The sequence below is a fragment of the Variovorax paradoxus genome (assembly GCF_040544635.1).
Lineage (GTDB): Bacteria > Pseudomonadota > Gammaproteobacteria > Burkholderiales > Burkholderiaceae_C > Variovorax > Variovorax paradoxus_R.
In genome coordinates, this window is the sequence record NZ_JBEPKJ010000024.1 from 1 (window position 1) to 25,260 (window position 25,260).

Below are 25,260 nucleotides of genomic sequence, written 5' to 3' on the forward strand. Positions count from 1 at the left end.
GTGCCTTGCGCAGCGAAATAAAGGAGGAGGCCGCAGGCCGGGGGACATTCGCGGAGCAAGGTACCCCGTCGGCGGGAGCGCCGCCCTGAACAACGCACTCCGGCAAGATCAATCAGCCCCAGACCGCCAGACCCGCGCCAGCGCACTGAGTTTCCCGCGAAACCCCAACCGATCATTCGACAGCGCATCGATGAAGTCAGACAGGCGCTGCGACTTCACCATCGTGTAGATCGTGAGCCAGGTCGTGAAGACGAACACCACGCCGAACCAGATCGCCTTGCGCCACAGCGGCGCGTCGGCCTCGGCCAGCAGGTTCATACCGAGGAAGCCGGTGGTCACGGTGCCGATCAGGCCGAACAGCGTGACCACCGTGAGCCGCACCACGGTGCTGGCCTGCCGGCGCAGGCTGTCGGCATCGAGATACGTGTTCATGTCGGCGATGCGCGACTTGACCTCGTCGTAGAGCGGATCGAGCCCGAGGTGCGTCGTGCACATGCGGGAGAGCGCCCGCACCTGCGCCTGCTCTGAAATTTCGTGGAACCAGTAGCGGTGGGTAAAGCGCAGAAAGCGCTCGAAGCTCGAACGGATGGCGCGCTTGAACTGCTTCACGCTCGGCGTGCTGCGAATGTCGAGCCGCTTGAGGGCCTCTACCAGCTGGTCCGAGAACATCAGGAGCGATGCCTTCTGGAAATGCGCGATGAGGAACAGCAGAAAGTGCTGATGCCTGAACTGCGCGAGCACGCCACGGTCGCGGCAGCAGAAGAACTCCGAGCGGGCATCGCCCACCACGATCAGCGCATGGCCGTTGCAGAGATAGCGCGTGTTCGGCGCCGCTCCGGCATCGACCCAGAAGCGGTCGTAGCAATACTTGTGCTCGAAGTCCGCAAGGTGCTGCTGTGCATAGGGCAGGTGGGCATGCTGAGCCGCATCGGCCTCGGCGGCACCGGTGACGAGCCCGAGCCGGATGAAGTCGTTGCGCGAAAGGCGTTTCGGGTCGTCGAGCGCAAGGTACGCCATCACCGGCATGCGGTAGTACTCGATCTGCCGGTAGCGCAGCGCGCCGGGGTCGTCGGAATGGTCGCTCACCAGCGGTTGCATCAGGTAGGCCCAGTGGGCCGAAATGCGCGGTGCGCGATGCTGGGCCACGTGCGAAAGAAAAGCTTCGCGCTGCTGCGCATCCGAGCGTGCGAACACGCTGCCGTCGGCAGCCAGCCACTCGACGCTGGCCATGCAGTGCAGCGCGCCGCCGTCGGCGCTCCAGCCGGCGGGGTAGGCGCGGCCGAAGCGGTAGAGCAGGTCTTGCGCTTGCGCGAGGCTCAGGTGGTCCGCGCCGACTTCGAGGTTGAGCAGCACCACGTCGATGTCGAAGAAAAAGTACAAGTCGCAATGCACCACGTCGAGCGTGATGGGCGCGTCGCCGGCCTGCGGCACCACGCGCACGGCCGCAACGTCGTGGCGGCGGAAGATGCGCATCGGCGAATCGCCGTCGCTGCCGGTGTCTTCGCCGCTCTTGCCCTTGGAGCGGCCCTCGCCGTACAGGAAGCGCTGCACATACGGCAGGAAGCTCACGAACTCGTTGTAGTGGCGTTCGTGAAAGCGGCTGCTGTCGCCGGTGTATTCGTCGATTTCTTCGCGCCACGGCGAGGCATCGCCCATCTCGCGCAGCACATGCCACGGACCATGGTGCGTGGGCTTGGCGTCAGGCGCCGGCACCAGCCGCAAGGGCCACAGCAGGGCCTGCCTGAAATGCTGCACGGCCGGTGCCGCAAAAGCGCCGGTAGAGGTTGCGCCTGCCTCTGCAGTCATGTCGGCCGCGGGTGTATTCAGCATCGCGCCAGTGTAGGCAGAAGGTGCACCGAAAAGCCCACCTAGGGGAATCCCTAGGTGGGTCTGAAACCGGTTTCATATAAGCTGCAAGCATTGCTTTCGAGGCATGCGCACGGCCATGCCCGTGCTCGCCCCACATGAACTACCAGTTTCAATTCGACGCCGTCTTCGCTGCCTGGCCGCTGCTGCTCAAGGGCACCTGGATCACGATTCAGCTTTCGCTTTCCGCCACGCTGATCGGCCTGGTGGTCGCCATCTTCTGTGCCTGGGGCAAGACCTCGGGGCCGGGCTGGCTGCGCTTCATCGTCAATGCCTACATCGAGGTGATCCGCAACACGCCGTTCCTGGTGCAGCTGTTCTTTTTCTTCTTCGCGCTGCCGGCCATCGGCCTGCGCTGGTCGCCGCAAACGGCCGCGCTGGTGGCCATGGTGGTGAACCTCGGCGCGTATGCAACCGAGATCATCCGCGCAGGCATCGAGTCGATTCCCAAGGGGCAGATCGAGGCGGGCAGGGCGCTCAACCTCAAGCCCTGGGAGATCTTCCGCTTCGTGATCATCAAGCCGGCGCTCAAGGCCATCTACCCGGCGCTCACGAGCCAGTTCATCCTGTTGATGCTGAGCTCGGCCGTGGTGTCGGTCATCTCGGCCGACGACCTGACCTCGGTGGCCGCCAACCTGCAGTCGCAGACCTTCCGCAGCTTCGAGATCTACATCGTGGTGGCCGCCATCTACCTCGCGCTGGCGCTGGCTTTCTCGGCCATGTTCAAGCTGATCTACAAGCGCACGCTCAACTATCCGGACCGCCGGTAACAAGCCCCGGACGGAGCCAGAACCATCATGCGTACCTTCGGTTTTCCCGAATTCCTGTTCATTCTCGAAGCGGCCAAATGGACGCTGGCGCTCTCGGCCATCGCCTTCGTGGGCGGCGCGATTCTGGGGCTGATCATCGCGCTCATGCGCACGTCGGAGTCGACATGGGCGCGCGTCGTCTCGACCACCTTCATCCAGATCTTCCAGGGCACGCCGCTGCTGCTGCAGCTGTTCCTGGTGTTCTTCGGCGCACCGGTGCTGGGGCTGGACATCAACCCGTGGGTTGCCGCGGGCGTGGCGCTCATCCTCAACAGCGCGGCTTTCCTGGGCGAGATCTGGCGCGGCTGCATCGAGGCGGTTCCGCGCGGCCAATGGGAAGCCGCGGAGGCCCTGAGCCTCAAGTACAGCGCGCGCATGCGCGACGTGGTGTTGCCGCAGGCTTTCAAGATTGCGCTCGCGCCCACGGTCGGCTACCTCGTGCAGATCATCAAGGGCACCTCGCTCGCGGCCATCATCGGCTTCGTGGAGGTAACGCGCGCGGGGCAAATCGTCAACAACGCCACCTTCCAGCCGCTCGTCGTGTTCTCGGTGGTGGCGGCCATCTACTTTGCGATCTGCTGGCCGCTCTCATTGCTGGCCGGACGCATGGAACGCAAGCGTGCACAGGCGCTCGCACGCTGATCGTTTTTCGTTTTCTCTCTTCCCGTCGCTTCCTTCTTATTTTCAGGAGACACATCCAATGACCCGTACCACCACCCGCCGCGTTGCGCTGGCAGCCCTTGGCCTCGGCGCCGCGCTCACCGTGTTCGCACCCTTCGCATCGGCTCAATCCGTGGCTGACATCAAGAAGAAGGGCGAGATCACCATCGGCATGCTGGTCGACTTTCCGCCCTACGGCACCACCAATGCGCAGAACCAGCCCGACGGCTACGACGCCGACGTGGCCAAGCTGCTCGCCAAGGACTGGGGCGTCAAGGCGAACATCGTGCCGGTGACCGGCCCGAACCGCATTCCCTTCCTGTTGACCAACAAGGTCGACGTCCTGGTCGCCTCGCTGGCCATCACGCCCGAGCGCGCCAAGCAGGTGCAGTTCTCGCAGCCCTATGCGGCCGCCACCATCGTGCTGTACGGCGCCACCAAGACGCCCATCAAGGCGGCAGGCGACCTGAAGGGTCTGCGCGTGGGCGTGGCCCGCGCTTCGACGCAAGACGTGGCCGTGACCAAGGCCGCGCCCGAAGGCACGGAAATTCGCCGCTTCGACGACGACGCCTCGGCCATGCAGGCGCTGATCTCGGGCCAGGTCGATGCCATCGGCTGCTCGGTGACCGTGGCCGCGCAAATCGCCAAGCGCGTGCCTGCCGGCAGCTACGAAAACAAGTTCACGCTGGTGCAGCAATCGATGGGCATCGCGATGCGTCCGGGCCAGGAAGAGCTGCACAAGGCGGTCAACGAATTCGTCGCCAAGAACACCGCCAATGGCGAGCTCAACAAGCTCTACCAGAAGTGGCTGCAGGCCGACCTGCCGAAGATGCAGTGAACCGCAAGGGCTGAAGAAGAAAAGGGAATCCTGGCATGACGACGGAATCGATCATCCGCATGGAAGCGGTCAACAAGTGGTACGGTGAATTCCAGGTGTTGACCGGCATCGACCTGTCGGTGCGCCAGGGCGAGCGCATCGTGATCTGCGGGCCTTCGGGCTCGGGCAAGTCCACGCTCATTCGCTGCATCAACCGGCTCGAAACGGTGCAGAAGGGCCGCATCGTGGTCGACGGCATCGACCTTACGGCCGGCGGCAAGAACGTGGACGCGGTGCGTGCCGAGGTCGGCATGGTGTTCCAGCAGTTCAACCTGTTTCCGCACCTCACCATTCTGGAAAACTGCACGCTTGCGCCGATGCGCTCGCGCGGCATGACCAAGGCGCAGGCGGAAGAGGTGGCCATGAAGTACCTCACGCGCGTGCGCATTCCAGAGCAGGCCGGCAAGTATCCAAGCCAGCTCTCGGGCGGGCAGCAGCAGCGCGTGGCCATTGCACGCGCGCTGTGCATGACGCCCAAGATCATGCTGTTTGACGAACCCACCTCGGCGCTCGACCCCGAGATGGTCAAGGAAGTGCTCGACACCATGATCGGCCTGGCCGAAGACGGCATGACCATGCTGTGCGTGACGCACGAAATGGGCTTTGCCCGCAGCGTGGCCGACCGGGTGATCTTCATGGCCGATGGCAAGATCGTCGAGCAGGCGCCGCCGCAGGAATTCTTCAGCAATCCGCAGAACGAAAAAACGCGCCAGTTCCTCGGCCAGATCCTGAGCTCCCATCAGGCCCACTGATGTCTTTCCAGGTATTGATTTCTCTGTCGTCCTTCGGTGCGGCCGAGGTGGGGCGGCATGGCCAGCTCTGGTGTTCGCAGATGGCGCTGGAGGCGGGTGCCGATTCGGTCGAGGTGCGCGGCGAGATGCTGCGCAACCCCGAGGCGGAGCTGCCTTCGCTGGCCGGCTTTGCTTCGGTCTACTCGAGCCCTGAAGGGCTCTGGGCCGAAGGCGGCTGGCTCGACAGCGCTGCGCTTGCGCGCGGCATCGCCGCCGCAACGAAGCTGGGCGCCAGGCGGCTCAAGATGTCGATCGGCGACTTTCGCCCGTCGTCGCACGGATCGCTTTGGGGTCTGAAGGTGCAGCTCGCGGAAACGCGTGTCGAACTGCTGATCGAAAACGACCAGACCGTGCGCGCCGGCACTCTGCCGGCACTGCAGACCTTCTTCGACGTGGCCGACAAGGCCGGCGTCGAACTCGGCATGACCTTCGACATGGGCAATTGGCACTGGCTCGGCGAATGCCCGCTGCAGGCCGCACAGGCGCTGGCCCGCCGCGTGCGCTATGTGCATTGCAAGGGCGCGCAGCGCTTGCCGCACAAGTGGGTGGCGGTGCCGCTGGGCGATTCGGCCGCGCCGTGGCGCGCGGTGCTGCGCGCGCTGCCGGCCGATGTGCCGCATGCGATCGAATACCCTCTGGTGGGGGACGACCTGCTGGCCGTCACACGCACGCAAATCGATTTCATCCGCTCCGTGAGAGCGTAGAAAACATGACAGAACCGACCGCTTTCGACGTTGCCCTGTTCGGCGAGGCCATGCTGCTGCTCGTGGCCGATCGCCCCGGTCCGCTGGAGAACGCAGAGGCGTTCCACAAGCGCACCGCCGGCGCCGAAACCAACGTGGCCATCGGCCTTTCGCGCCTGGGCCTCAAGGTGGGCTGGGCGAGCCGGCTGGGCACCGACTCGATGGGGCGCTATCTGATTGCAACGATGAAAGCCGAGGGCATCGATTGCTCGCACGTGATCTGCGACCCCGCGCAGCGCACCGGCTTCCAGTTCAAGGGACGCGTCACCGACGGCAGCGATCCGCCCGTCGAGTATCACCGCAAGGGTTCGGCCGCGAGCCACATGGGCCCGGCCGATGTCGATGAAGCCTGGCTGCGTTCGGCGCGCCACCTGCACGCCACGGGCGTGTTTCCGGCCATTTCCGACACCAGCCTGCAGGCGGCGCTCAAGACGATGGACGTGATGCGTGCGGCCGGTCGCACCATCTCGTTCGACACCAACCTGCGGCCCACGCTGTGGCCGTCGACCGACACCATGCGCCACTGGATCAACGAGCTGGCCTCGCGCGCCGACTGGGTGCTGCCCGGCATCGAGGAGGGCCTGCTGCTCACGGGCCACACCCAGCCCGAAGACGTGGCGCGTTTCTACCGCGAGCGCGGCGCAAAGCTGGTGGTCGTCAAGCTCGGTGCCGAGGGCGCGTATTACCACAGCGACGTGGCCGGCACCGGCCGTATCGACGGCTTTCCGGTGAAGGAAGTGATCGACACCGTGGGCGCGGGCGACGGCTTCGCGGCCGGCGTGGTGAGCGCATTGCTCGAAGGCAAAAGCGTGCCCGAGGCCGTGCGCCGCGGTGCCTGGATCGGTGCACGCGCCGTGCAGGTGCTGGGCGATACCGAAGGCCTGCCAACCCGTGCGCAACTCGAAGAAGCGGGACTCTGACCATGACCAACAAAAAGAACGTGCTTGTCTTTCGGCCATTGCCCGAAGACCAACTGGCCCGCCTGCAGGCTGCGCACCATGTGACCGTCGCCGATCCGCGCAAGGAGCCCGAGGCTTTTGCCGCCGCGTTGCGCACCGCAAACGGACTGATCGGTTCGAGCCACACGGTCGATGCGGCACTGCTCGATGCGGCGCCGCAACTCCAGGTTATTTCGAGCGTGTCGGTCGGTGTGGACAACTACCCGCTGGCGGAACTGCACAAGCGCGGCATCGTGCTGTGCCACACGCCCGACGTGCTGACCGAGACGGTGGCCGACACGGTGTTTGCCATCTTGATGGCCACGCAACGGCGCGTGGTCGAGCTGTCGAATCTCGTGCGCGAAGGCCGCTGGACGAAGAACATCGGCGAAGAGCTCTTCGGCACCGACGTGCACGGCAAGACGCTGGGCATTCTTGGCTTCGGCCGCATCGGCCAGGCCGTGGCACGGCGCGCGGCACTGGGCTTCGGCATGCCGGTGCTCTATCACTCGCGCCGGCCGGTCGACCTGGCCGCGCAGGCGCCCGAGCTGCAGGGCCGGGCCACGCATACGCCGCTCGATGAACTGCTTGCGCGTTCGGACATCGTGCTGGCGATGCTGCCACTCACCGATGCGACGCGCGGCATGATCGATGCCGACTTCTTCGCGCGCATGAAGCCGGGGGCGTCTTTCATCAATGGCGGACGAGGCGCCACCGTCAACGAAGCTGCCTTGCTCCACGCACTTGACCATGGCGCGCTGCGCGCCGCCGGCCTCGACGTGTTCGCGAAAGAGCCGCTGCCCGCCGATTCGCCGCTGCGCACGCATCCGCGTGTGACGCCGCTGCCGCACATCGGCTCGGCCACGCATGAGACGCGGCATGCCATGGCGGAACTCGCGACGACCAACTTGCTTCAGGCACTGGCCGGCGAGAAACCGACCGCGCCGTACGACACGGCGGCCGCATGAACCCCCCGAGGATTTTCTCCCTCCCCCGCTGGGGGAGGGTAGGGGTGGGGGCAAGCGGCGTATCCATTGCGCGCTCTGCCTGCACCCATCCCAACCTTCCCCCAGCGGGGGAAGGAGCAAATCCATGAACCCGAGCGGGCGTGCCACCATCGCCGACGTCGCCGAGGCCGCGGGCGTTTCCAAAGCCACCGTCTCGCGCTTTCTCAACCACCGCGAGCGCCTTTTGAGCCGCGACATCGCAGCGCGCGTGGAGGCGGCCATCGCCAAACTGGCTTACACCCCCAGCCCCATGGCGCAAGCGCTGAGCCACGGACGCTCGCGGCTCATTGGCCTGATCGTGGCCGACATCACCAACCCCTACTCGGTGGCCGTGCTGCGCGGTGCCGAGAAGGCCTGCCAGGATGCGGGCTACCTGGTGATGCTGTTCAACCTCGGCAACGAGAGCGAACGCGAGCGCGAGGCCATCGATGCGCTTGCGGGCTATCAGGTCGACGGCTTCATTCTCAACACGCTGGGCCGCGGCAGCAACGTGGTCGATGCGGTCACGCTGCACGGCAAGCCCGCCGTGCTGGTCGACCGGCGGCATGCCGGCATGCACACCGATTTCGTCTCGCTCGACAACCATTCGGCGATGCGCGACACCTGTGGCCATCTGGTCGAAGGCGGTTATCGCGAGTTGCTCTACGTGACCGAGCCGCAAAAAGGCGTGAGCTCGCGCCGCGAACGTGCCGCCGCTTTCGGTGCCTGCGTTGCGGCGCACGAGCCGCGCGTGGCGGGCGAAGTGTTCGAAAGCGTCGAGGGAGAAAGCGATGCGCTCGACGAAGCATTGAGCGCGCTCCATCGCCGGGCGAAGCGGGGACGCCGCGCCGCGGTGGTTGCCGGCAACGCGGTGGTCACGCTGCGCGTGGCGCAGGCCATGGCGCGCCTGGGCTGGCACTTCGGGCAGGAACTGGGCTTCGTCGGCTTCGACGATCCCGAATGGGCCTCGCTGATCGGCCCCGGCCTGAGCACGGTAGCGCAGCCGACCGACGCCATCGGCCGCTGTGCCGCTACCTGCCTGATCGAGCGGCTGCAGGGGCTGGATGCGGCGCCGCGCCAGCTGCTGCTGCCGGGGCAACTGGTGGTGCGGGGCTCGTCTCGGCCGGCATAGCGGCGTCCGGATCCGCAACGCCAACGAGGCGGACGAGTTCGACGCGCTCGGCAATCCAGCGCTGGAAATTCCGCTCGGCCTGCAGCTTGAACTCGTTGCGCGTGTGATTGCAGATCGCGTGGGCGAGCCGCCGGTGCTTCTGCTTGCGGACGCCGCCCAGCGTCGAGTCGTTCAGATGCTCGATGGTGGCCGAGTCAGGGGCGCTGCGAGGCTCCGAAAAATCCATGGGCAGGCCGCACCAGTGGCAGTTGTTCCCGAAGGACGAGCGCAGGGCCTGCACGCTCATGGCTGTCGCAGCCTCTGCGGGAGCCGGTCAGCCGACTTCGGCGACCAGGTCGATCTCGACGCAGGCGCCCAGCGGCACTTGTGCCACGCCGAACGCGCTGCGCGCATGCGAGCCTTTTTCGGCGCCGAACACTTCGGCAAACAGCTCGCTCGCGCCGTTGGTCACCAGGTGCTGCTCCGTGAAGGTGCCGACGGAGTTGACCAGGCTCATGACCTTGACGATGCGCGTGATCTTGTTCAGGTCGCCCACGGCCGCATGCAGCGTGCCCAGCAGGTCGATGGCGATGGCGCGCGCGGCCCGCTTGCCTTCTTCGGTGCTGACGTTGGCGCCGAGCTGGCCGGTCCAGACCTTGCCGTCCTTCTTGGCGATATGGCCTGAGAGAAAAACCAGGTTGCCGGTGCGCACGAAGGGCACATAGGCCGCGGCAGGGGCGGCGACCGGGGGCAGGGTGATGCCGAGGCTGGAAAGCTTGTCGTAAACGCTCATTGGAGATCCTTGTCCGAGGGTTGCGATTGAATTTGCGATTGTGTCTGTGATTGTGACTGCGCCGCTTCCGCAGCCTGCGTGCGCAGCTCTTCAATGGGTTGCACCGTCACGCCCACCTTGAGCGTGTGGCGCGCGCCGCCGTGCAGCACGCCGCGCATGGGCGACACGTCGGAATAGTCGCGGCCGATGGCAAGCGCGACGTAGTCTTCGCCCGGCTGGCGGCCGTTGGTGGGATCGAACTCGGCCCAGCCGCCGGCGCTGTCGTCGCCGTCGCCTTCACCGGGCAGGTAGACCGAAACCCAGGCGTGCGAGGCATCGGCGCCCACCAGCCGCGGCTGTCCCGGCGGTGGCTGCGTGAGCAGGTAGCCGCTCACGTAGCGCGCGGGCAGGCCCATGACGCGGAAGCAGGCGATCATGATGTGGGCGAAGTCCTGGCACACGCCCTTGCGCTGCGCGAGCGCCTCCACGGCGGGCGTGTTGATCTCGGTGCTGTCGGCGTCGTAGGCGAAGTCGCGGTACATGCGCTCGGTGAGGTCCATCGCCACGTCGAAGGTCGGCCGCTCCGGTGCGAAGCTTGCCCGTGCATAGGCCGAAAAATCGTCGTGGCGGGGCACGTAGGGCGAGGGAAAAACGAACTCCGAGGCGGGGTCGAAGATGGCGTCCTTGCGGTAGCGGAAGCGCTCGCGAACCGCCTCCCAGGGCAGGTCGCGTGCGATGGCCTCGGAAAGCACGGGCGCCGAGGTTTCGACCACGCTTTCGGCGGTGACCACGAGGCTGTCGTGCGTGGCCTCCAGGGCAAAAAAGGCGCGTGTGTTGCCGTATACATCGGGCAGTTCGTTGCGCTGCGCGGGCGGGGGCTCGATGGCGAGCTTGTGGCTCACGAGGCGCTGCGAGCCGGTGGCCAGCGGCTTCAGGTGGGCCAGGTGCTGTGCAGTTTCGACCGGAGGCGAATACTCATAGCGGGTTTCGTGCGTGACGTGAAGAAGCATGGGGTTCCTGCTGGGGCTATTTCGGCGCGCTGCCGAAATGCGCCGCGTAGATCTTGTCGTAGCTGCCGTCGGCCCTGATGTCGTCGAGGCCTTTGTTGATCCTGGCCAGGAGTTCCGCGTTGCCCTTCCTGACCGCGATGCCGTAGTGCTCGACCGGAAAGGACGCATCGCTCACCGTCTTGAAGCCGCCCCCGGTGTTGTTGGCGAGGTAATGCACCACCACGCCGTTGTCGGCCACCACGGCTTCGACGCCGCCCGCTTCGAGTTCCTTGAGCGCCAGCGGCGTGGACTCGAAGCGCTTGATGTTGCCGCTCGATTTGCCGTGAAGCTTGCCCACCACCTCGTCGCCCGTGGTTCCGTTCTGCACGCCGACCTTCATGGTCTTGATGTCTTCGAACTTTGCCACCGGCACATCGCGCCTGACCGCGATCAGTTGCTTGGCTTCGAAGTAGGGCTTCGAGAAGTCCATGGTCTGGCGGCGCTCGTCGGTAATGGTGATGGCCGACACCAGCAGGTCGCGGTCGCCCTGGTCGAGCGCGTTGAAGATGCCTTCCCACGGCGTGTTGACGAACTTCACCTCGATGCCGGCCTTGTTCGCAACCGCCTTGACCACGTCGATGTCGAAGCCGACGACTTCGCCTTTTTCGTTCTGCGACTCGAAGGGTGTGTAGGCGGCATCGGTCCCGACCACGTAGACGCGGGCAGCCGGCGCGGCGGCCGGCGCCGTTGTGCTGGTGGCCGGCTCCTGCTTGCCGCAGGCCGCGAGGGTCAGGGCCGCGAAGAGGCTCAGGGCGGCAAGTGCGAAACGGCGCCTGATGACAATGCCAGACATTGGAATGCCCCTTGAGAAGTGTCGTTGCGTGCTCAGGCGCCGACCGAGCGCAGCGATTCCGACGTGAGCGTGAAATAGCGCGTTCCGATGGCGTCGGACACATGGTAGGCCGCCGTCTCGCAGTTGGCGAGAAGCTGCACCAGTGCAGGGTAGTTCGCGCCGGCTCCGGCCGCGCAGAGATGCTCGAGCGTCCAGGTCGCAGGGTCGGGCAGTTCGTACGACAGCGCGGTGAGCTTGCCGGGCGCGCTGCCCGCAAGGCGCGCAATGCGCCCGCGCAGCGTTTGCGTGACCCACGCCAGCGAGCGCGGGTTCTCGGCATCGAGCACCAGCAGGTCGACCAGCGTGGCCACGTCGCGCCGCTGCTGGTAGCGGGCATGGAAGGTGATGGTGCTGTCGAACAGCGCCACCATGGCTTCGAAGCCGCTTACTTCGTGCACGGCGCCGTTCTCGAAGCCGGTTTCCAGCGCGTTGGAAAGAAAGCCCAGGCGCTCGATGTGGCGGCCGATCGACAGCAGGCGCCAGGCGTCGTCACGCGTCATGCGGTCGGTTTGCGCGCCGGTCATGGCGGCGAGTGCGGTGCTTGCGGATTCGAGCGCGCGCAATGCGGCGCCGGTGGCAAAGGTGCCTTCGTCGGCCTGTTCGGCCGCGCGTCGCAGAAACTCGGCTTCGGCGCGCACGATCTGGTTCCAGTTGTCCTGCGAGAGCCGCTCGCGTACGGCCGCTGCGGCCTGCCGGATGCAGCGCAGGCTGAAGCCCACGCTGCCGCCGCGCTCCACGTCGCCGAGTTCGGCGATCAGCGCGCGTTCGAACACGCGGCGCGATTGCGGCGCGCTGGGCACTTCGGCGGGCACCAGCGCATTGCGCAAGGCCATGCGGTGCAGCCAGTCGAGCAGCGGGCGCGATGACTGGTCTTCGCTGCCCAGCAGGTTGAGCGTGAGGCGCGCGAGGCGTACCGCGTTTTCCGCGCGCTCGGTATAGCGGCCGAGCCAGAACATGTTTTCGGCCGCGCGGCTGGTCACGGGCGCGCGGTGCCGTGCGAGCGAGGCCGGCGTGGCATGCGGCTGCAGCAGCGTGGTGCGATCGACCTCGCCGTGCGTTTGCACCCACACATCGGCGCTGCTGCCGCCGCGCTGCATGGAGGCAATTTGCGCATCGCGGCCCGCAAGCCGGGCCAGGCCGCCGGGCAGCACGCGCCACGACTGCGCGCCGTCGCTCACCGCGAAAACGCGCAGCAGCACTGCGCGCGGCGCAATGTGGCCCGGGCCCATGTCATTGGCCCAGGTGGGCATCTGCGACAGCGGCAATTGGCTCTGGACGGTGTGGGCCTCGCCTCCGCGCACGATGCGGCCGGCCCATTCGTCGAGCTGGCGCCGGCTCAGCTGGCTGCCGAGCACCGCGTCGAAGCTGGTCTGTCCGTCGAAGCCGGGATAGGTGGGCTTGATGGCGCAGTCGCCGAGCTGCGGCAGCACCGCCTCGAGCGCGGCGCGCTCGCCGCACCACCAGGTCGGCAGCGCCGGCAGCTTGAGCTTTTCGCCGATGAGGCGGCGCGCCAGCCCGGGCAGAAAGCCCAGCAGCGCGGGCGATTCGAGAAACGCCGAGCCCGGCATGTTGGCCACCAGCACGTTGCCGGCGCGAATGGCCTGCAGCAGGCCCGGCACGCCCAGCGTGGAGTCGGGGCGCAGTTCGAGCGGGTCGAGGAACTGGTCGTCCAGCCGCTTGATGAGCCCGTGTACCGGGCGCAGCCCCTGCAGGGTCTTGAGATAGAGCCGCTGGTCGCGCACGGTGAGGTCGCTGCCCTCGACCAGCGTCAGGCCGAGATAGCGCGCGAGGTAGGCGTGCTCGAAGTAGGTCTCGTTGTAGGGGCCGGGCGTCAGCAATGCGATGTGCGGCGGCGCACCGGCCGGGCACATGTGCTGCAGGCCGTCCATCATGGCGCTGTAGGTGGCGGCCAGGCGCTGCACCTGCAGGGCCTCGAAGGCCTGCGGAAACTGGCGCGTGATGGCCAGCCGGTTCTCGAGCAGGTAGCCGAGGCCCGAGGGCGCCTGGGTGCGCTGCGACACCACCCACCAGTTGCCGTCGGGTCCGCGGGCAAGGTCGAAGGCCGCGATATGCAGCCATGTGTCGCCCGGCGGCTTGACGCCGTGCAGGGCGCGCAGGTAGCCGGGGTGGCCGCGCACCAGCGCATCGGGCAGCAGGCCTTCGGCCAGCAGCTGCTGCGGGCCGTAGACATCGGCCATGACCCGGTCGAGCACGCGCACGCGCTGCAGCACGCCGGTTTCGATCTGGCTCCAGCTCTCGGGCGAGACGATCAGCGGAAACAGGTCGAGCGACCACGGGCGCTGCGGCCCGTTGGCGTCGGCGTAGACGTTGTAGGTCACGCCGTTGTCGCGGATCTGCCGCTCCAGGTTGACAGCCCGCCGCGGCAGGTCGTTGAACCCGCCCGGGCCGAGTTGGTCGAAGAACGCATTCCACGCGGGCGTGAGGGGCGGTTTTTCGTTGGAGGGCGGCGGCTGGAGAACCTGGGTCTGTGTCTGCGTTTGGGACTGGGCTTGCGACCCGCCCGGTGCAGGTGCCGGTCGCTCGGCCGCCGCGTCGTAGAGCATGGGCGGCATGGCCGCCATCGGCGCTGCGCCAGCGATCTGACGCGCCGGTGCCGCTGGCGTGGCCTGCCCGCGCAGTTCGTCGAAGTGGCCGGGCAGGGCGGCCGGGGCGAGCGCCGACGCCAGGGCGGCTGGAAATTCCAGCGCCTGGGCGTCGAACAGGGATTCGTTCAAAGGTTCCACAGGGTGTGGATTGTCACATTGCCGTCACCGGGGCAGGTGGCCGGCGATGTGCTAAATGTCGCCCTGTTTGCCTTTTGCTCTTCTCACCGCCGCAAATCGAGGGTGAACGGGAATTCGCGGCTGCCCGCGAGCTCGATGGTGGCCGGCGGCGTGCGCATCAGGCCGGGCGTGTGGCCCATGCGCGTGAAGCGCGACATGCGCCGGCTCTCCGCCTCATAGGCGTTGACCGGCAAAGTGTCGTAGTTGCGCCCGCCCGGGTGGGCGACGAAATACTGGCAGCCGCCCAGCGAGCGCTTCATCCAGGTGTCGACGATGTCGAAGGTCAGCGGCGCATGCGCGTCGATGCTCGGATGCAGCGCCGAAGGCGGGTTCCAGGCCTTGTAGCGCACGCCCGCGACGAACTCGCCGACGGTGCCGGTGGGCTGCAGCGGCAGCACCTTGCCATTGACGGTGATCACGTGGCGGCTTTCGTTCAGGCCGGTCACGCGCACCTCGATACGTTCGAGCGACGAATCGACATAGCGCACCGTGCCGCCGGCCGAGCCTTCCTCGCCCATCACATGCCAGGGTTCGAGCGCGTTGCGCAGCGACAGCTCCACGCCCATGGCCTGCACCTGGCCCACCAGCGGGAAGCGGAACTCGAAGTGCGGCGCGAACCAGTCGATGTCGAACGCGAAACCGGCCTGGCGCATCTCGCTGATCACGTCGTCGAAGTCCATCTTGACGAAGGTGGGCAGCAGGAAGCGGTCGTGCAGCTCGGTGCCCCAGCGGGTGACGGGCGCCTTGTAGGGCTCGTCCCAGAAGCGCGCCACCAGGGCACGGATGAGCAGTTGCTGGGCAATGCTCATGCGCGCATGCGGCGGCATTTCGAAGGCGCGCAGTTCGAGCAGGCCGAGGCGGCCGGTGCTCGAGTCGGGCGAGTAGAGCTTGTCGATGCAGAACTCGCTGCGGTGGGTGTTGCCCGAAACGTCGATCAGGATGTTGCGCAGCGTGCGGTCGACCAGCCAGGCCGGCATGTTCTGGCCATGGATCTCTCGGCTTCTCGCGATTTCCTTCAGGGCGATTTCCAGCTCGTAGACCTGGTCGTTGCGTGCTTCGTCCACGCGCGGCGCCTGGCTGGTCGGGCCGATGAACATGCCCGAGAACAGATAACTCAGCGACGGATGGTTGTGCCAGTAGAGCAGCAGGCTCGCAAGCAGCTCGGGTCTGCGCAGGAACGGGCTGTCGGCCGGTGTGGCGCCGCCCATCACGAAGTGGTTGCCGCCGCCGGTGCCGGTGTGGCGGCCGTCGGTCATGAACTTCTCGGCCGAGAGGCGGGTTTCGAACGCGGCGTTGTAGAGAAACTCGGTGTGCGCGACCAGTTCTTTCCAGTTGTGCGCCGGATGGATGTTGACTTCGATCACGCCCGGATCGGGGGTCACGGCCAGCATCTTCAGGCGCGGATCGCGCGGCGGCGGATAGCCTTCCATCACGATGCGCATGCCAAGCTGCCGGGCCGTGGCTTCGACGGCCGCGACCAGGTCGAGGTAGTCCTCCAGGCGCGCGAGCGGCGGCATGAAGACGTAGAGCACGCCCGAGGCGCTGCCCTTTTTCTCGGCCGCGGGGCCGTTGGCACGCCGCGGGTCGCGCACTTCGACGCACAGTGCGGTGCGCGTTACCCAGTGGGCCGACTCGCCGCGCAGGGGTTGGCGGGAGGCCGGTGTTGCGGCGCTGTCGGCAGCCTCGTCCGATGCCGTGGCGCGGGCCGCGGCAGCATCGCCGCTCGCGGCTGCGGCTGCGGCACCGCCCGGCGATTGCATGCGCACGGCGGTGGGCACTGCGGGCGGCGCACCGAAGTCATAGGGTACGGCGCCGAGGTCGGCGCCCGGCGCGCCGCCGGTCGGCACGGCATAGCGCGCGCGGTAGTCGGCTGAACTCGGCAGCGCTGCGCGCGGCGCGGTCGGGTCGCGCTCGACCAGGTAGGGGTAGTCGCCCTTGCTGGCCCAGGGCTGCGAATCGAGCGGCAGCCGGTAGCCCATGGGCGAGTCGCCCGGAATCAGGTAAAGCCGGTCGTCGCGCAGGAACCAGGGGCCGGTTTTCCAGCCTGGGCCTTTGAGCGCCGGCGCGTCGGCATCGGCGTTGCCGGGTTCGAGCGGCAGCATGTAGCCGATGACCGCGTCGAGCTTCTGCGTGAACACGCGGCGCAGGCGAACGCGCTCGAGTTCGTCGTCGAGCTTCGACTCGAACGGGTCGACGTTCACCGGCAGCCGGCGTTCGCGCCAGAGGTAGTAGTAAACGTCTTCGTAGCCGGGCTGGACGTAGCGCTCGGTAATGCCGAGCTTGTGCGCCAGCACGGTGGTGAAGCGGCGTGCGTCTTCGCTCGTGTAGTGCGTGGGCACGCGCTCGTCGGCAAAAAGCTCGGGGTCGTGCCAGAGCGTTTGCCCGTCGGCGCGCCAGAAGATCGAAAGCGCCCAGCGCGGCAACTGCTCGCCCGGATACCACTTGCCCTGGCCGAAGTGGAGAAAACCGCCGTGGCCGTATTCGGCGCGCAGCCTGTGAACCAGCTCGGTGGCGTAGCCGCGCTTCGTGGGGCCGAGCGCATCGGTGTTCCATTCGGGCGCGTCGCGGTCGCTGGTGGCCACGTAGGTCGGTTCGCCGCCCATGGTGAGCCGCACGTCGCCGGCTTTCAGGCGCGCATCGACCGCGTCGCCGAGCGCGAGCACTTCGGCCCATTGCTCTTCGGTATAGGGCTTGGTGACGCGCGGCGATTCGTAGATGCGCGTGACCTTCATCTCGTGGCCGAACTCGACCTCCGACTCGTCGACGCCGCCTTCGATGGGCGCCGCGCTCGAAGGCGTGGGCGTGCAGGCGAGCGGAATGTGGCCTTCGCCGGCCATGAGGCCCGAGGTGGCGTCCAGGCCGACCCAGCCCGCGCCCGGCAGGAACACTTCGCACCAGGCGTGCAGGTCGGTGAAGTCGACCGTGGTTCCGCTCGGGCCGTCGAGCGCTTTCACGTCGGGCGTCAGCTGGATCAGGTAGCCCGAAACGAAACGCGCCGCCAGGCCGCAATGGCGCAGCAGCTGAACCAGCAGCCAGCCCGAGTCACGGCACGAACCGCTGCCGTTGGTGAGCGTTTCTTCCGGCGTCTGCACGCCGGGCTCCATGCGGATCAGGTAGTTGACGTCCTTCTGGACTTGCTGGTTGAGGCCGACCAGGAAGTCGATGGTGCGCTGCTCCTTGCGCTCGATCTTTTCGAGGTAGGCCGAGAGCAGCGGCGTGGCTTCTTCGGTGACGAGGTAAGGCGCGAGTTCCTCGGCCTGCGAAGCTGTGTACTTGAACGGAAAGTTCTCGGCTTGCGGCTCGAGGAAGAAATCGAACGGGTTGTAGACCGCCATTTCGACCACGAGGTCGACCGTGACCTTGAACTCGCGCGTCTTTTCGGGAAACACGAGCCGCGCCTGGTAGTTGGCGAACGGGTCCTGCATCCAGTTGACGAAGTGCTCCGCCGGCTCGACCTGCAGCGAATACGAAATGACGTTGCTGCGGCAATGCGGCGCGGGACGCAGGCGCACGACCTGCGGACCCAACTGCACCAGGCGGTCGTATTTGTAGTGAGTGACGTGGTGGAGTGCGGCGTGAATGGACATGCGTTTTGTGTGCAGTACTGCGAGATTGCATCGAAAAGATGTCTCTTGTGAGACGCATACTAGCCCAGATGCCAAGCAATTAACGCGCCACTGAGCGTGGGTCTGGGGAGGGTTTGCATCATGTGTTCCGGAGTTCCTTGTTGACGCCCCGTGGGTTCGGCGGCCGCATGGCCGGATCGTGGGCCTTTGCCGCGCTGGGCGGAACGCTGTTCGGCGCGGCACTGCAGTTGCATCAGGCGCGGCTGTGGAGCGAGGGTGCCTATGCGGCTTGGTTCTTCGCGGGCCTTGCCGGACTGGCCATGCTTTCGCGGCGATGGCGGCCGCTGGCTTTTCTGTTTCGTCGGCCTTATGCATGGCGGATGCTCGCAGGGCTGCCCATCATCGTTGCCCTGGCTTGCGGAACCCTCGCCGGCGGCGGTCTTGCCGGTTGGCGGGCGGCTGCCTACTCGACCGGCGCACTCGATCCGGCCCTCGAAGGCCGAGACCTGCAGGTGATCGGCGTGGTGGCGCAAATGCCCCAGCGCAACGAGGGCGGCACGCGTTTCCGGCTGGATGTCGAGTCCGCTCGCTGGGCCGACGAGCGGCTTTCAACACCTGTTCGTGTTCCAGCGCGCATTGCGCTCGGCTGGTACCGCGACGACACCAGCCTTTGGGGCCGCGCCCCGGAAGGGCGTACAGCCATCACTGCCAGGAGTGACGCGGGCCCGCTGCATGCGGGCGAACGCTGGCGCCTCACGGTGCGGCTCAAGGCACCGCACGGCAATCTCAATCCGCACGGCTTCGACACCGAGTTGTGGTTGTGGGAGCAGGGCGTGCGTGCCAGCGGCTATGTGCGAACGGGCGCCAGCGACGCCGCACCGGCACGTCTGCAATCCACCTGGCTGCATCCGCTCGAGCGCGCACGTGAGGCGGTGCGAGACGCGGTGTTCGAGCGCGTGGCCGACAGCCGGCAGGCCGGCGTGATCGCGGCCCTTGTCACCGGCGACCAGAGCGCCATCGAACGCAGCGACTGGGATATTTTTCGCGCCACCGGCGTGGCGCACCTGATGTCGATTTCGGGGCTTCACATCACGATGTTCGCCTGGCTCGCCGCGTACGCGGTCGGCGCGCTGTGGCGCCGCAGCGGCGCACTGATGCTGCGCTTTCCCGCACCGCAGGCCGCGCTGGTCGGCGGGGTGCTGCTGGCCGGGCTCTATGCGCTTTTCAGCGGCTGGGGCGTGCCTTCGCAGCGCACGGTCTGGATGCTGGCAACCGCGGCGCTGCTGCGGCTCACCGGGCGGCGCTGGCCGTGGCCGCATGTCTGGCTGCTGATCGCGGCCGTGGTCGTGGCAATCGACCCCTGGGCGCTGATGCAGGCGGGTTTCTGGCTCAGCTTCGTCGCGGTCGGCGTTCTGTTCACGACCGGCTTCATGCGACCCGCCGACGAGAAGACGGGGCCATCGGTTCGGCTGTTGGCATTTTTTCGCGAGCAATGGGTGATCACGCTGGCACTCACGCCGCTGAGCTTGCTGCTTTTTCAGCAGGTGTCCGTGGTGGGCCTGCTGGCCAATGCCGTCGCAATTCCCTGGGTGACGCTGGTGATCACGCCGCTGGCCATGCTGGGCGTTGCTGTAGCGCCGCTCTGGGACCTGGCCGCGTGGGCGGTGCAGGCGCTGGCCGTGCTGTTGAGGTGGCTTGCCGCTTTGCCGTATGCCACCCTGTCGATGGCCGCTCCACCGACGTGGATGGCCGGCTTTGGCGTGGCGGGCGGCGTTCTGCTGGCCATGCGCCTGCCGTGGTCGCTGCGAGCGCTCGGCCTGCCGCTTCTGCTGCCGGTGCTGCTGTGGCAGGCGCCCCGGCCGGCCACCGGACAGTTCGAGTTGCTTGCCGCCGACATCGGGCAGGGGAACGCGGTTCTGGTGCGCACGGCAACGCACAGCCTGCTGTACGACACAGGGCCGCGCTACAGCCTCGAAAGCGACGCCGGCCATCGCGTGCTGGTGCCGTTGCTGCGCGCTTTCGACGAGCGGCTGGACATGCTGCTGCTGAGCCACCGCGACATCGACCACACCGGCGGCGCAGCCGCCGTGCTCGCGATGCAGCCGCGGGCCGAGCTCTTGAGCTCGATCGAAGCCACGCATCCGCTGCAGGCTGTGCGCCCGGCCAGGCGTTGTGAAGCCGGTCAGCGCTGGACCTGGGACGGCGTGGATTTTGAAATTCTCCATCCCGCGCCGGCCGACTATCTTTCCTTCACCAGGCCCAATGCCATCTCATGCGTGCTGCGCATCGCGAACGGCCGGGCCACGGCGCTGCTGGCCGGCGACATCGAGCGCCTGCAAGAGGCTGCCTTGGTGTCGAGAACGCCAGAGCTCCGCGCCGATGTGCTGCTGGCCCCGCATCACGGCAGCAAGACCTCGTCGAGCGCGGCGCTGCTGGACGCGGTGCGCCCGCGCATTGCGCTGGTTCAGGCGGGCTATCGCAACCGCTTCGGCCATCCGGCCAGGGAGGTGGTCGAGCGCTATGCCGCTTACGGCGTGAGGCTGGTCGAAAACGTGCCCTGCGGCGCCGCGCTATGGCGCAGCCAGGCGCCAGCCGAGGTCGGCTGCGAACGGGAGCGCAATGCACGTTATTGGCATCACCGCCTGCCTTGACGACCGCGGGCGGACCGGAATTCGCGCCAACATAGGGCTTTCACTGGCCTCGAACTTGCTAAGCTATGGCTCAAGGAGATTGGTCGTTCCATGCACAAATTCGATGAGATGTATGAGCAGTTACCCTATGCGGGGGCTGCAATCCGACAGCACTACAAGCGCTACGACCAATGGCTTGCGAAGCAACCCGGCGAGGTGATGCGATCGCGGCGCGAAGAGGCGGAAATGATCTTTCGCCGGGTCGGCATTACCTTTGCGGTGTACGGCGCAAAGGACGAAGACGGTTCCGGCACCGAGCGGCTCATACCGTTCGACCTGCTGCCGCGCATCATTCCTGCCCACGAGTGGGAGAGCATGGAAAAGGGGCTGGTGCAGCGCGTGACGGCGCTCAACCGCTTCCTGCATGACGTCTATCACGACCAGAAAATCATCAAGGCCGGCATCATTCCGGCCGAGCAGATCCTGAACAACGCGCAGTTCCGCCCCGAAATGATGGGTGTGAGCGTGCCGCACAACGTGTACTCCAACATCTCGGGCATCGACATCGTCCGCGCCCCCGATGCCCAAGGCAACGGCGAGTACTACGTGCTCGAGGACAACCTGCGCGTGCCCAGCGGCGTGAGCTACATGCTCGAAAACCGCAAGATGATGATGCGGCTCTTTCCCGAGCTGTTCAACCAGAACCGCATCGCGCCCGTGGCGCATTACCCCGACCTGCTGCTCGAGACGCTGCGCGCCAGCGCGCCGGCCGCCACGGCCGAGCCCACGGTGGTGGTCCTCACCCCCGGCATGTACAACAGCGCCTACTTCGAGCACGCCTTCCTCGCCCAGCAGATGGGCGTGGAACTGGTCGAAGGGCAAGACCTCTTCGTGAAGGACAACTTCGTCTACATGCGCACCACGCGCGGGCCGAAGCGCGTGGACGTGATCTACCGCCGCGTCGACGACGATTTTCTCGACCCCGAGGTGTTCCGCCCCACGTCGACGCTCGGCTGCGCGGGCCTGATGCGCGCCTACCGCGATGGCAACGTCGTCATCTGCAATGCGGTGGGTACCGGCGTGGCCGACGACAAGTCGATCTACCCCTACGTGCCCAAGATGGTCGAGTTCTACCTCGGCGAAAAGCCGATCCTGAAGAACGTGCCCACCTACATGTGCCGCAACAAGGACGAGCTGCAGTACACGCTCGACAACATGAAGGACCTGGTCGTCAAGGAGGTGCACGGCGCCGGCGGCTACGGCATGCTCATCGGCCCGGCCGCCACGCAGGCCGAGATCGAAGACTTCAAGAAGGCCGTGATCGCCAAGCCCGATGGCTACATTGCGCAGCCCACGCTGAGCCTTTCCACATCGCCGACTTTTGTCGATGCCGGCATTGCGCCGCGCCACATCGACCTGCGCCCCTTCGTGCTCTCGGGCAGCGAGGTGCAGATGGTGCCCGGCGGCCTGACGCGCGTGGCGCTCAAGGAGGGCTCGCTGGTGGTCAATTCGTCGCAGGGCGGCGGCACCAAGGACACCTGGATTCTCGAGGCGGACCGCAGTGCCAAGCCGAAGGCGTCGCAGTCGCAAAGTCAATCGCAATCGGCCTAGCGCAGCAGACAAGAAGCAAGCAAGGAATCAGGAGAACAAACGATGCTGTCACGCACTGCCGATCACCTCTACTGGATGTCGCGCTACACCGAGCGCGCGGAAAACACCGCGCGCATGCTCGACGTCAACTACCAGACCTCGCTCCTGCCCCAGTCGGCCGAAGTGGCCAAGTACGGCTGGCAGGGTGTGTTGTCCATCAGCGAGCTGCTGCCCTCGTACAACAAGAAGTACGAGCAGATCACGCCCCACGATGTGATGGAGTTCATGGTCAAGGACGAGAGCAATCCGTCTTCGATCGTCTCCTGCCTCAAGGCCGCGCGCGAAAACGCTCGCGCGGTTCGCGGCGCGCTCACCACCGAAGCCTGGGAAACCCAGAACACCACCTGGCTCGAAGTCAACCGCATGCTGCGCGCCGGCGATTTCGAACGCGACCCGGCTCAGTTTTGCGAATGGGTCAAGTTCCGCTCGCACCTTTCGCGCGGCGTAACGCTCGGCACCATGCTGCAGGACGAGGCCTTTTATTTCTCGCGCCTGGGCACCTTTCTTGAGCGCGCCGACAACACCGCGCGGCTGGTGGACGTGAAGTTCCACGCGCTCAACAGCGAATTCTTCGGCACCGCCACCGAGGAAGACCAGGAGTACGACTTCTATCACTGGAGCGCCATCCTGCGCAGCGTCTCGGCCTTCGAGGTGTACCGCAAGGTGTACCGCGACGTGATCAAGCCCGAGCGCGTGGCCGAGCTGCTCATTCTTCGCGCCGACATGCCGCGTTCGCTGCACGCGAGCCTGGTCGAGGTGGTGAACAACCTCGCCAAGGTGCAGAACGAGCAGAGCGCCGAAACGCAGCGCCGCGCCGGCAAGCTGCTGGCTGACCTGCAGTACGCGCGGGTCGACGAAATCCTGGCGACCGGGCTGCATGCCTACCTCACGCAGTTCCTCGACCGGGTGAATGAACTCGGCGGCCGGATCAGCCAGGACTTTTTGGTCCCGGCGCACTGAGGATAGCGAACGCGTGCGGCTGATCGCCCATTCGCCGCGAGCCTTTTCGATCGAAGGCTTTCTCGAACCAGAGGAGTGCGAAGAGCTGATCGCCTTGGCTGAGCGCGAAGGCTTCGCCTCGGCCGGCGTGCGCACCGCGGATGGGCCGAAGCCTATGCCGACCATCCGCAACAACGAGCGCGCGATGCTGCCTTCAGCGCACTGGGTTGCGTTGCTCTGGGCGCGGCTGGGGAAAGTCGCGCTTCCCGAGGTGGCCGGCCAGTTGGCACATGGGCTGCCGAAGGACCTTCGCTTCTACAAGTATTCGCCCGGCCAGCGCTTCAAGATGCACAAGGACGGGCCCTGGCGTGAAGACGGGCTCACGAGCCAACTCACGCTGCTCGTCTACCTGAACGACGGCTTCACCGGCGGCGACACCGATTTTCGCGAGTTCCGCGTGAAGCCCGAAGCCGGCGCCGCGCTGCTTTTCATTCACGACACCTGGCATGAAGGTGCCGCGATCGAAGAGGGCACGAAGTACGTGCTGCGCTCCGACGTGATGTACGGCCCTGTCGCCTGAGCGCGGGCGAGGCGGCGCTCAGCTCGCCGTGGCCTGTCGCACCGCGCGTTCCCAGCGCGCCATCGATTCCTCGGCCTGCGCCCGGCCCATGGTCGGCATGAAGCGGCGCTCCACCTTCCATAGCTTCGACAACTGGCGCGCGTCGCTGTAGACGCCGGTTGACAGGCCTGCCAAGTAGGCGGCGCCCAGCGCCGTGGTCTCGATCACTTCGGGCCGCACCACGGGAATGCCCAGGAGGTCGGCCTGGAACTGCATCAGCAGGTCGTTCACGCTGGCACCGCCATCCACGCGCAGTTCGGCCACGGGCGTGCCGCCGGCGGCGACCGCATCGCGGCTCATGGCCTGCAGCAGTGCGGCGCTCTGGTAGGCGATGCTTTCGAGCGCGGCGCGCGCAATGTGCGCCACGGTGGTTCCGCGCGTGAGGCCGGTGATGGTGCCGCGCGCATCGGCATCCCAGTAGGGCGCGCCAAGGCCGGTAAAGGCCGGCACCATCATCACGCCGCCCGCGTCGGGCACGCTTTCGGCGAGCGACTGCACTTCGGCGCTGCCCTTGATGGCCTTGAGCCCGTCGCGCAGCCACTGCACCACGGCGCCGCCGACGAACACGCTGCCTTCCATGGCGTACTGGGGCGTAGCGTCGGTCTGCGCGGCGCTGGTCACGAGCAGGCCGTTGTGCGAGGGCTGGAACGCCGCGCCCGTGTGCATGAGCAGGAAGCAACCGGTGCCATAGGTGTTCTTGGCCATGCCGGCCGCGAAGCAGGCCTGGCCGAAGAGGGCGCTCTGCTGGTCGCCGGCCACGCCGCCGATGGGCAGGGCTCGGCCGAGCAGTGCGGCATCGGTATCGGCAAAGTGCGAGCTCGACGGTTGCACCTTGGGCATGAGCGCGGCGGGAATGTCGAGCGCCTTGAGGAGGTCGGTATCCCATTCGTTGCTGTGCACGTTGAAGAGCATGGTGCGCGAGGCGTTGCTCACGTCGGTGACGTGCACCTTGCCGCCCGTAAGCTGCCACATGAGCCAGCTGTCGACCGTGCCGAAGGCGAGTTCGCCGCGCTCGGCCTGGGCGCGTGCGCCGGGCACGTTGTCGAGCAGCCAGCGCAGCTTGGTGCCTGAAAAATATGCGTCGATGACCAGCCCGGTTTTCTCCTGGATGGTGCCGGTCATGCCTTCGTCGCGCAGCTTTGCGCACAGCGGCTCGGCACGCCGGTCTTGCCACACGATGGCGTGGTGCACCGGCTGGCCGGTCTTGCGGTTCCACAGCACGGTGGTTTCGCGCTGGTTGGTGATGCCAATGGCATGGATGTTCGCAGGCTGGAGCTTGGCCTTGGTCAGCACTTCCCGCGCGGTGGCGAGTTGGCTGTGCCAAATCTCCATCGGGTCATGCTCGACCCAACCCGGCCGTGGGTAGATCTGCGTGAGCTCCTTCTGCGCGATGGCGACGATGCGGCCTTCGCGATCGAACACGATGCTGCGGGAGCTGGAGGTGCCCTGGTCGAGTGCTAGCAAGTAGGTCATGGCTTGGGTATTCCTTGGAGTCTGGTCATGCTTGACTTGTGTTCTTGGCGCTGTGGTTCGGTTGCCGCTGTTTCAGGGCTTGTGCAAAGGCCACCGGGTACTCCCCTCCGCGAATGTCCCCCGCCTTCGGCTCCTCCTTTATTTCGCTGCGGGGAGCACCCGATGC

The 25,260-nt window shown here is 66.6% G+C and carries 19 protein-coding genes; 12 read left to right on the forward strand and 7 right to left on the reverse strand.

The features are described from left to right. Positions 1 to 108 precede the first annotated feature (108 nt). Positions 109 to 1,830 (reverse strand): hypothetical protein, encoded by a 1,722-nt coding sequence (locus ABIC94_RS27185; RefSeq protein ID WP_354376151.1) that lies wholly within the window; start codon positions 1,828 to 1,830, stop codon positions 109 to 111. Positions 1,831 to 1,964: 134 nt separating this feature from the next. Between ABIC94_RS27185 and ABIC94_RS27190 the strand changes: the two genes are divergently transcribed. From ABIC94_RS27190 to ABIC94_RS27225, 8 genes are all read left to right on the forward strand, one after another. Continuing rightward, positions 1,965 to 2,636 carry an amino acid ABC transporter permease gene (locus tag ABIC94_RS27190; protein WP_354376152.1) on the forward strand — a complete coding sequence of 224 codons (672 nt, stop codon included), beginning with the start codon at positions 1,965 to 1,967 and terminating at the stop codon, positions 2,634 to 2,636. 27 nt (positions 2,637 to 2,663) lie between these two features. After that, the gene (locus ABIC94_RS27195) at positions 2,664 to 3,317 is read left to right on the forward strand and encodes an amino acid ABC transporter permease (RefSeq protein WP_354376153.1); all 654 of its coding nucleotides are present in this window, start codon (positions 2,664 to 2,666) and stop codon (positions 3,315 to 3,317) included. 58 nt (positions 3,318 to 3,375) lie between these two features. Next, positions 3,376 to 4,173 carry a transporter substrate-binding domain-containing protein gene (locus tag ABIC94_RS27200; protein ID WP_337296210.1) on the forward strand — a complete coding sequence of 266 codons (798 nt, stop codon included), beginning with the start codon at positions 3,376 to 3,378 and terminating at the stop codon, positions 4,171 to 4,173. 35 nt (positions 4,174 to 4,208) lie between these two features. Next, positions 4,209 to 4,964: an amino acid ABC transporter ATP-binding protein gene (locus tag ABIC94_RS27205; protein WP_337296211.1), complete on the forward strand. Its 756-nt coding sequence runs from the start codon at positions 4,209 to 4,211 to the stop codon at positions 4,962 to 4,964. After that, complete coding sequence (locus ABIC94_RS27210; RefSeq protein WP_354376155.1) at positions 4,964 to 5,707, forward strand: sugar phosphate isomerase/epimerase family protein; 744 nt, start codon at positions 4,964 to 4,966, stop codon at positions 5,705 to 5,707. Before ABIC94_RS27205 ends, ABIC94_RS27210 begins: the two co-directional genes overlap by 1 nt. Before the next feature lie 5 nt (positions 5,708 to 5,712). After that, complete coding sequence (locus ABIC94_RS27215; RefSeq protein WP_354376156.1) at positions 5,713 to 6,666, forward strand: sugar kinase; 954 nt, start codon at positions 5,713 to 5,715, stop codon at positions 6,664 to 6,666. A gap of 2 nt (positions 6,667 to 6,668) precedes the next feature. Continuing rightward, positions 6,669 to 7,652: a 2-hydroxyacid dehydrogenase gene (locus ABIC94_RS27220; RefSeq protein ID WP_354376157.1), complete on the forward strand. Its 984-nt coding sequence runs from the start codon at positions 6,669 to 6,671 to the stop codon at positions 7,650 to 7,652. Between the two features lie 124 nt (positions 7,653 to 7,776). After that, complete coding sequence (locus ABIC94_RS27225) at positions 7,777 to 8,802, forward strand: LacI family DNA-binding transcriptional regulator (protein ID WP_354376158.1); 1,026 nt, start codon at positions 7,777 to 7,779, stop codon at positions 8,800 to 8,802. A gap of 313 nt (positions 8,803 to 9,115) precedes the next feature. On the opposite strand, the gene ABIC94_RS27230 is transcribed toward ABIC94_RS27225, so the two are convergent. The 5 genes from ABIC94_RS27230 to ABIC94_RS27250 all read right to left on the reverse strand — a co-directional run bounded on the left by ABIC94_RS27230 (position 9,116) and on the right by ABIC94_RS27250 (position 17,804). Then, the gene (locus tag ABIC94_RS27230) at positions 9,116 to 9,574 is read right to left on the reverse strand and encodes a RidA family protein (RefSeq protein WP_354376159.1); all 459 of its coding nucleotides are present in this window, start codon (positions 9,572 to 9,574) and stop codon (positions 9,116 to 9,118) included. After that, entirely contained in the window at positions 9,571 to 10,563 is a 993-nt protein-coding gene (locus ABIC94_RS27235; protein WP_354376160.1) for a transglutaminase family protein, read from the reverse strand. The genes ABIC94_RS27230 and ABIC94_RS27235 overlap by 4 nt, the downstream gene beginning before the upstream one ends. 16 nt (positions 10,564 to 10,579) lie before the next feature. Next, positions 10,580 to 11,395, reverse strand: a complete 816-nt coding sequence (locus ABIC94_RS27240) for a basic amino acid ABC transporter substrate-binding protein (protein ID WP_354376161.1) — start codon at positions 11,393 to 11,395, stop codon at positions 10,580 to 10,582. A gap of 32 nt (positions 11,396 to 11,427) precedes the next feature. Next, positions 11,428 to 14,178 carry a circularly permuted type 2 ATP-grasp protein gene (locus tag ABIC94_RS27245; RefSeq protein ID WP_354376162.1) on the reverse strand — a complete coding sequence of 917 codons (2,751 nt, stop codon included), beginning with the start codon at positions 14,176 to 14,178 and terminating at the stop codon, positions 11,428 to 11,430. 83 nt (positions 14,179 to 14,261) lie between these two features. After that, on the reverse strand, positions 14,262 to 17,804 hold the full coding sequence (locus tag ABIC94_RS27250) for a DUF2126 domain-containing protein (RefSeq protein WP_354376163.1): 3,543 nt from the start codon (positions 17,802 to 17,804) through the stop codon (positions 14,262 to 14,264). Between the two features lie 167 nt (positions 17,805 to 17,971). Here ABIC94_RS27250 and ABIC94_RS27255 point away from each other — a divergent pair, with 167 nt between their 5' ends. The 4 genes from ABIC94_RS27255 (at position 17,972) to ABIC94_RS27270 (ending at position 23,582) form a co-directional block, all read left to right on the forward strand. Beyond that, the gene (locus ABIC94_RS27255; protein WP_354376167.1) at positions 17,972 to 20,434 is read left to right on the forward strand and encodes a DNA internalization-related competence protein ComEC/Rec2; all 2,463 of its coding nucleotides are present in this window, start codon (positions 17,972 to 17,974) and stop codon (positions 20,432 to 20,434) included. 90 nt (positions 20,435 to 20,524) lie between these two features. Next, positions 20,525 to 22,024, forward strand: coding sequence for a circularly permuted type 2 ATP-grasp protein (locus ABIC94_RS27260; protein ID WP_354376164.1), 1,500 nt, complete (start codon positions 20,525 to 20,527; stop codon positions 22,022 to 22,024). A 42-nt stretch (positions 22,025 to 22,066) separates the two neighbouring features. Continuing rightward, positions 22,067 to 23,023, forward strand: a complete 957-nt coding sequence (locus ABIC94_RS27265) for an alpha-E domain-containing protein (protein ID WP_126749016.1) — start codon at positions 22,067 to 22,069, stop codon at positions 23,021 to 23,023. Between the two features lie 13 nt (positions 23,024 to 23,036). After that, positions 23,037 to 23,582 carry a prolyl hydroxylase family protein gene (locus ABIC94_RS27270; protein ID WP_354376165.1) on the forward strand — a complete coding sequence of 182 codons (546 nt, stop codon included), beginning with the start codon at positions 23,037 to 23,039 and terminating at the stop codon, positions 23,580 to 23,582. Between the two features lie 18 nt (positions 23,583 to 23,600). On the opposite strand, the gene glpK is transcribed toward ABIC94_RS27270, so the two are convergent. Next, the gene (gene glpK / locus ABIC94_RS27275; protein WP_354376166.1) at positions 23,601 to 25,094 is read right to left on the reverse strand and encodes a glycerol kinase GlpK; all 1,494 of its coding nucleotides are present in this window, start codon (positions 25,092 to 25,094) and stop codon (positions 23,601 to 23,603) included. Positions 25,095 to 25,260: the final 166 nt, after the last annotated feature.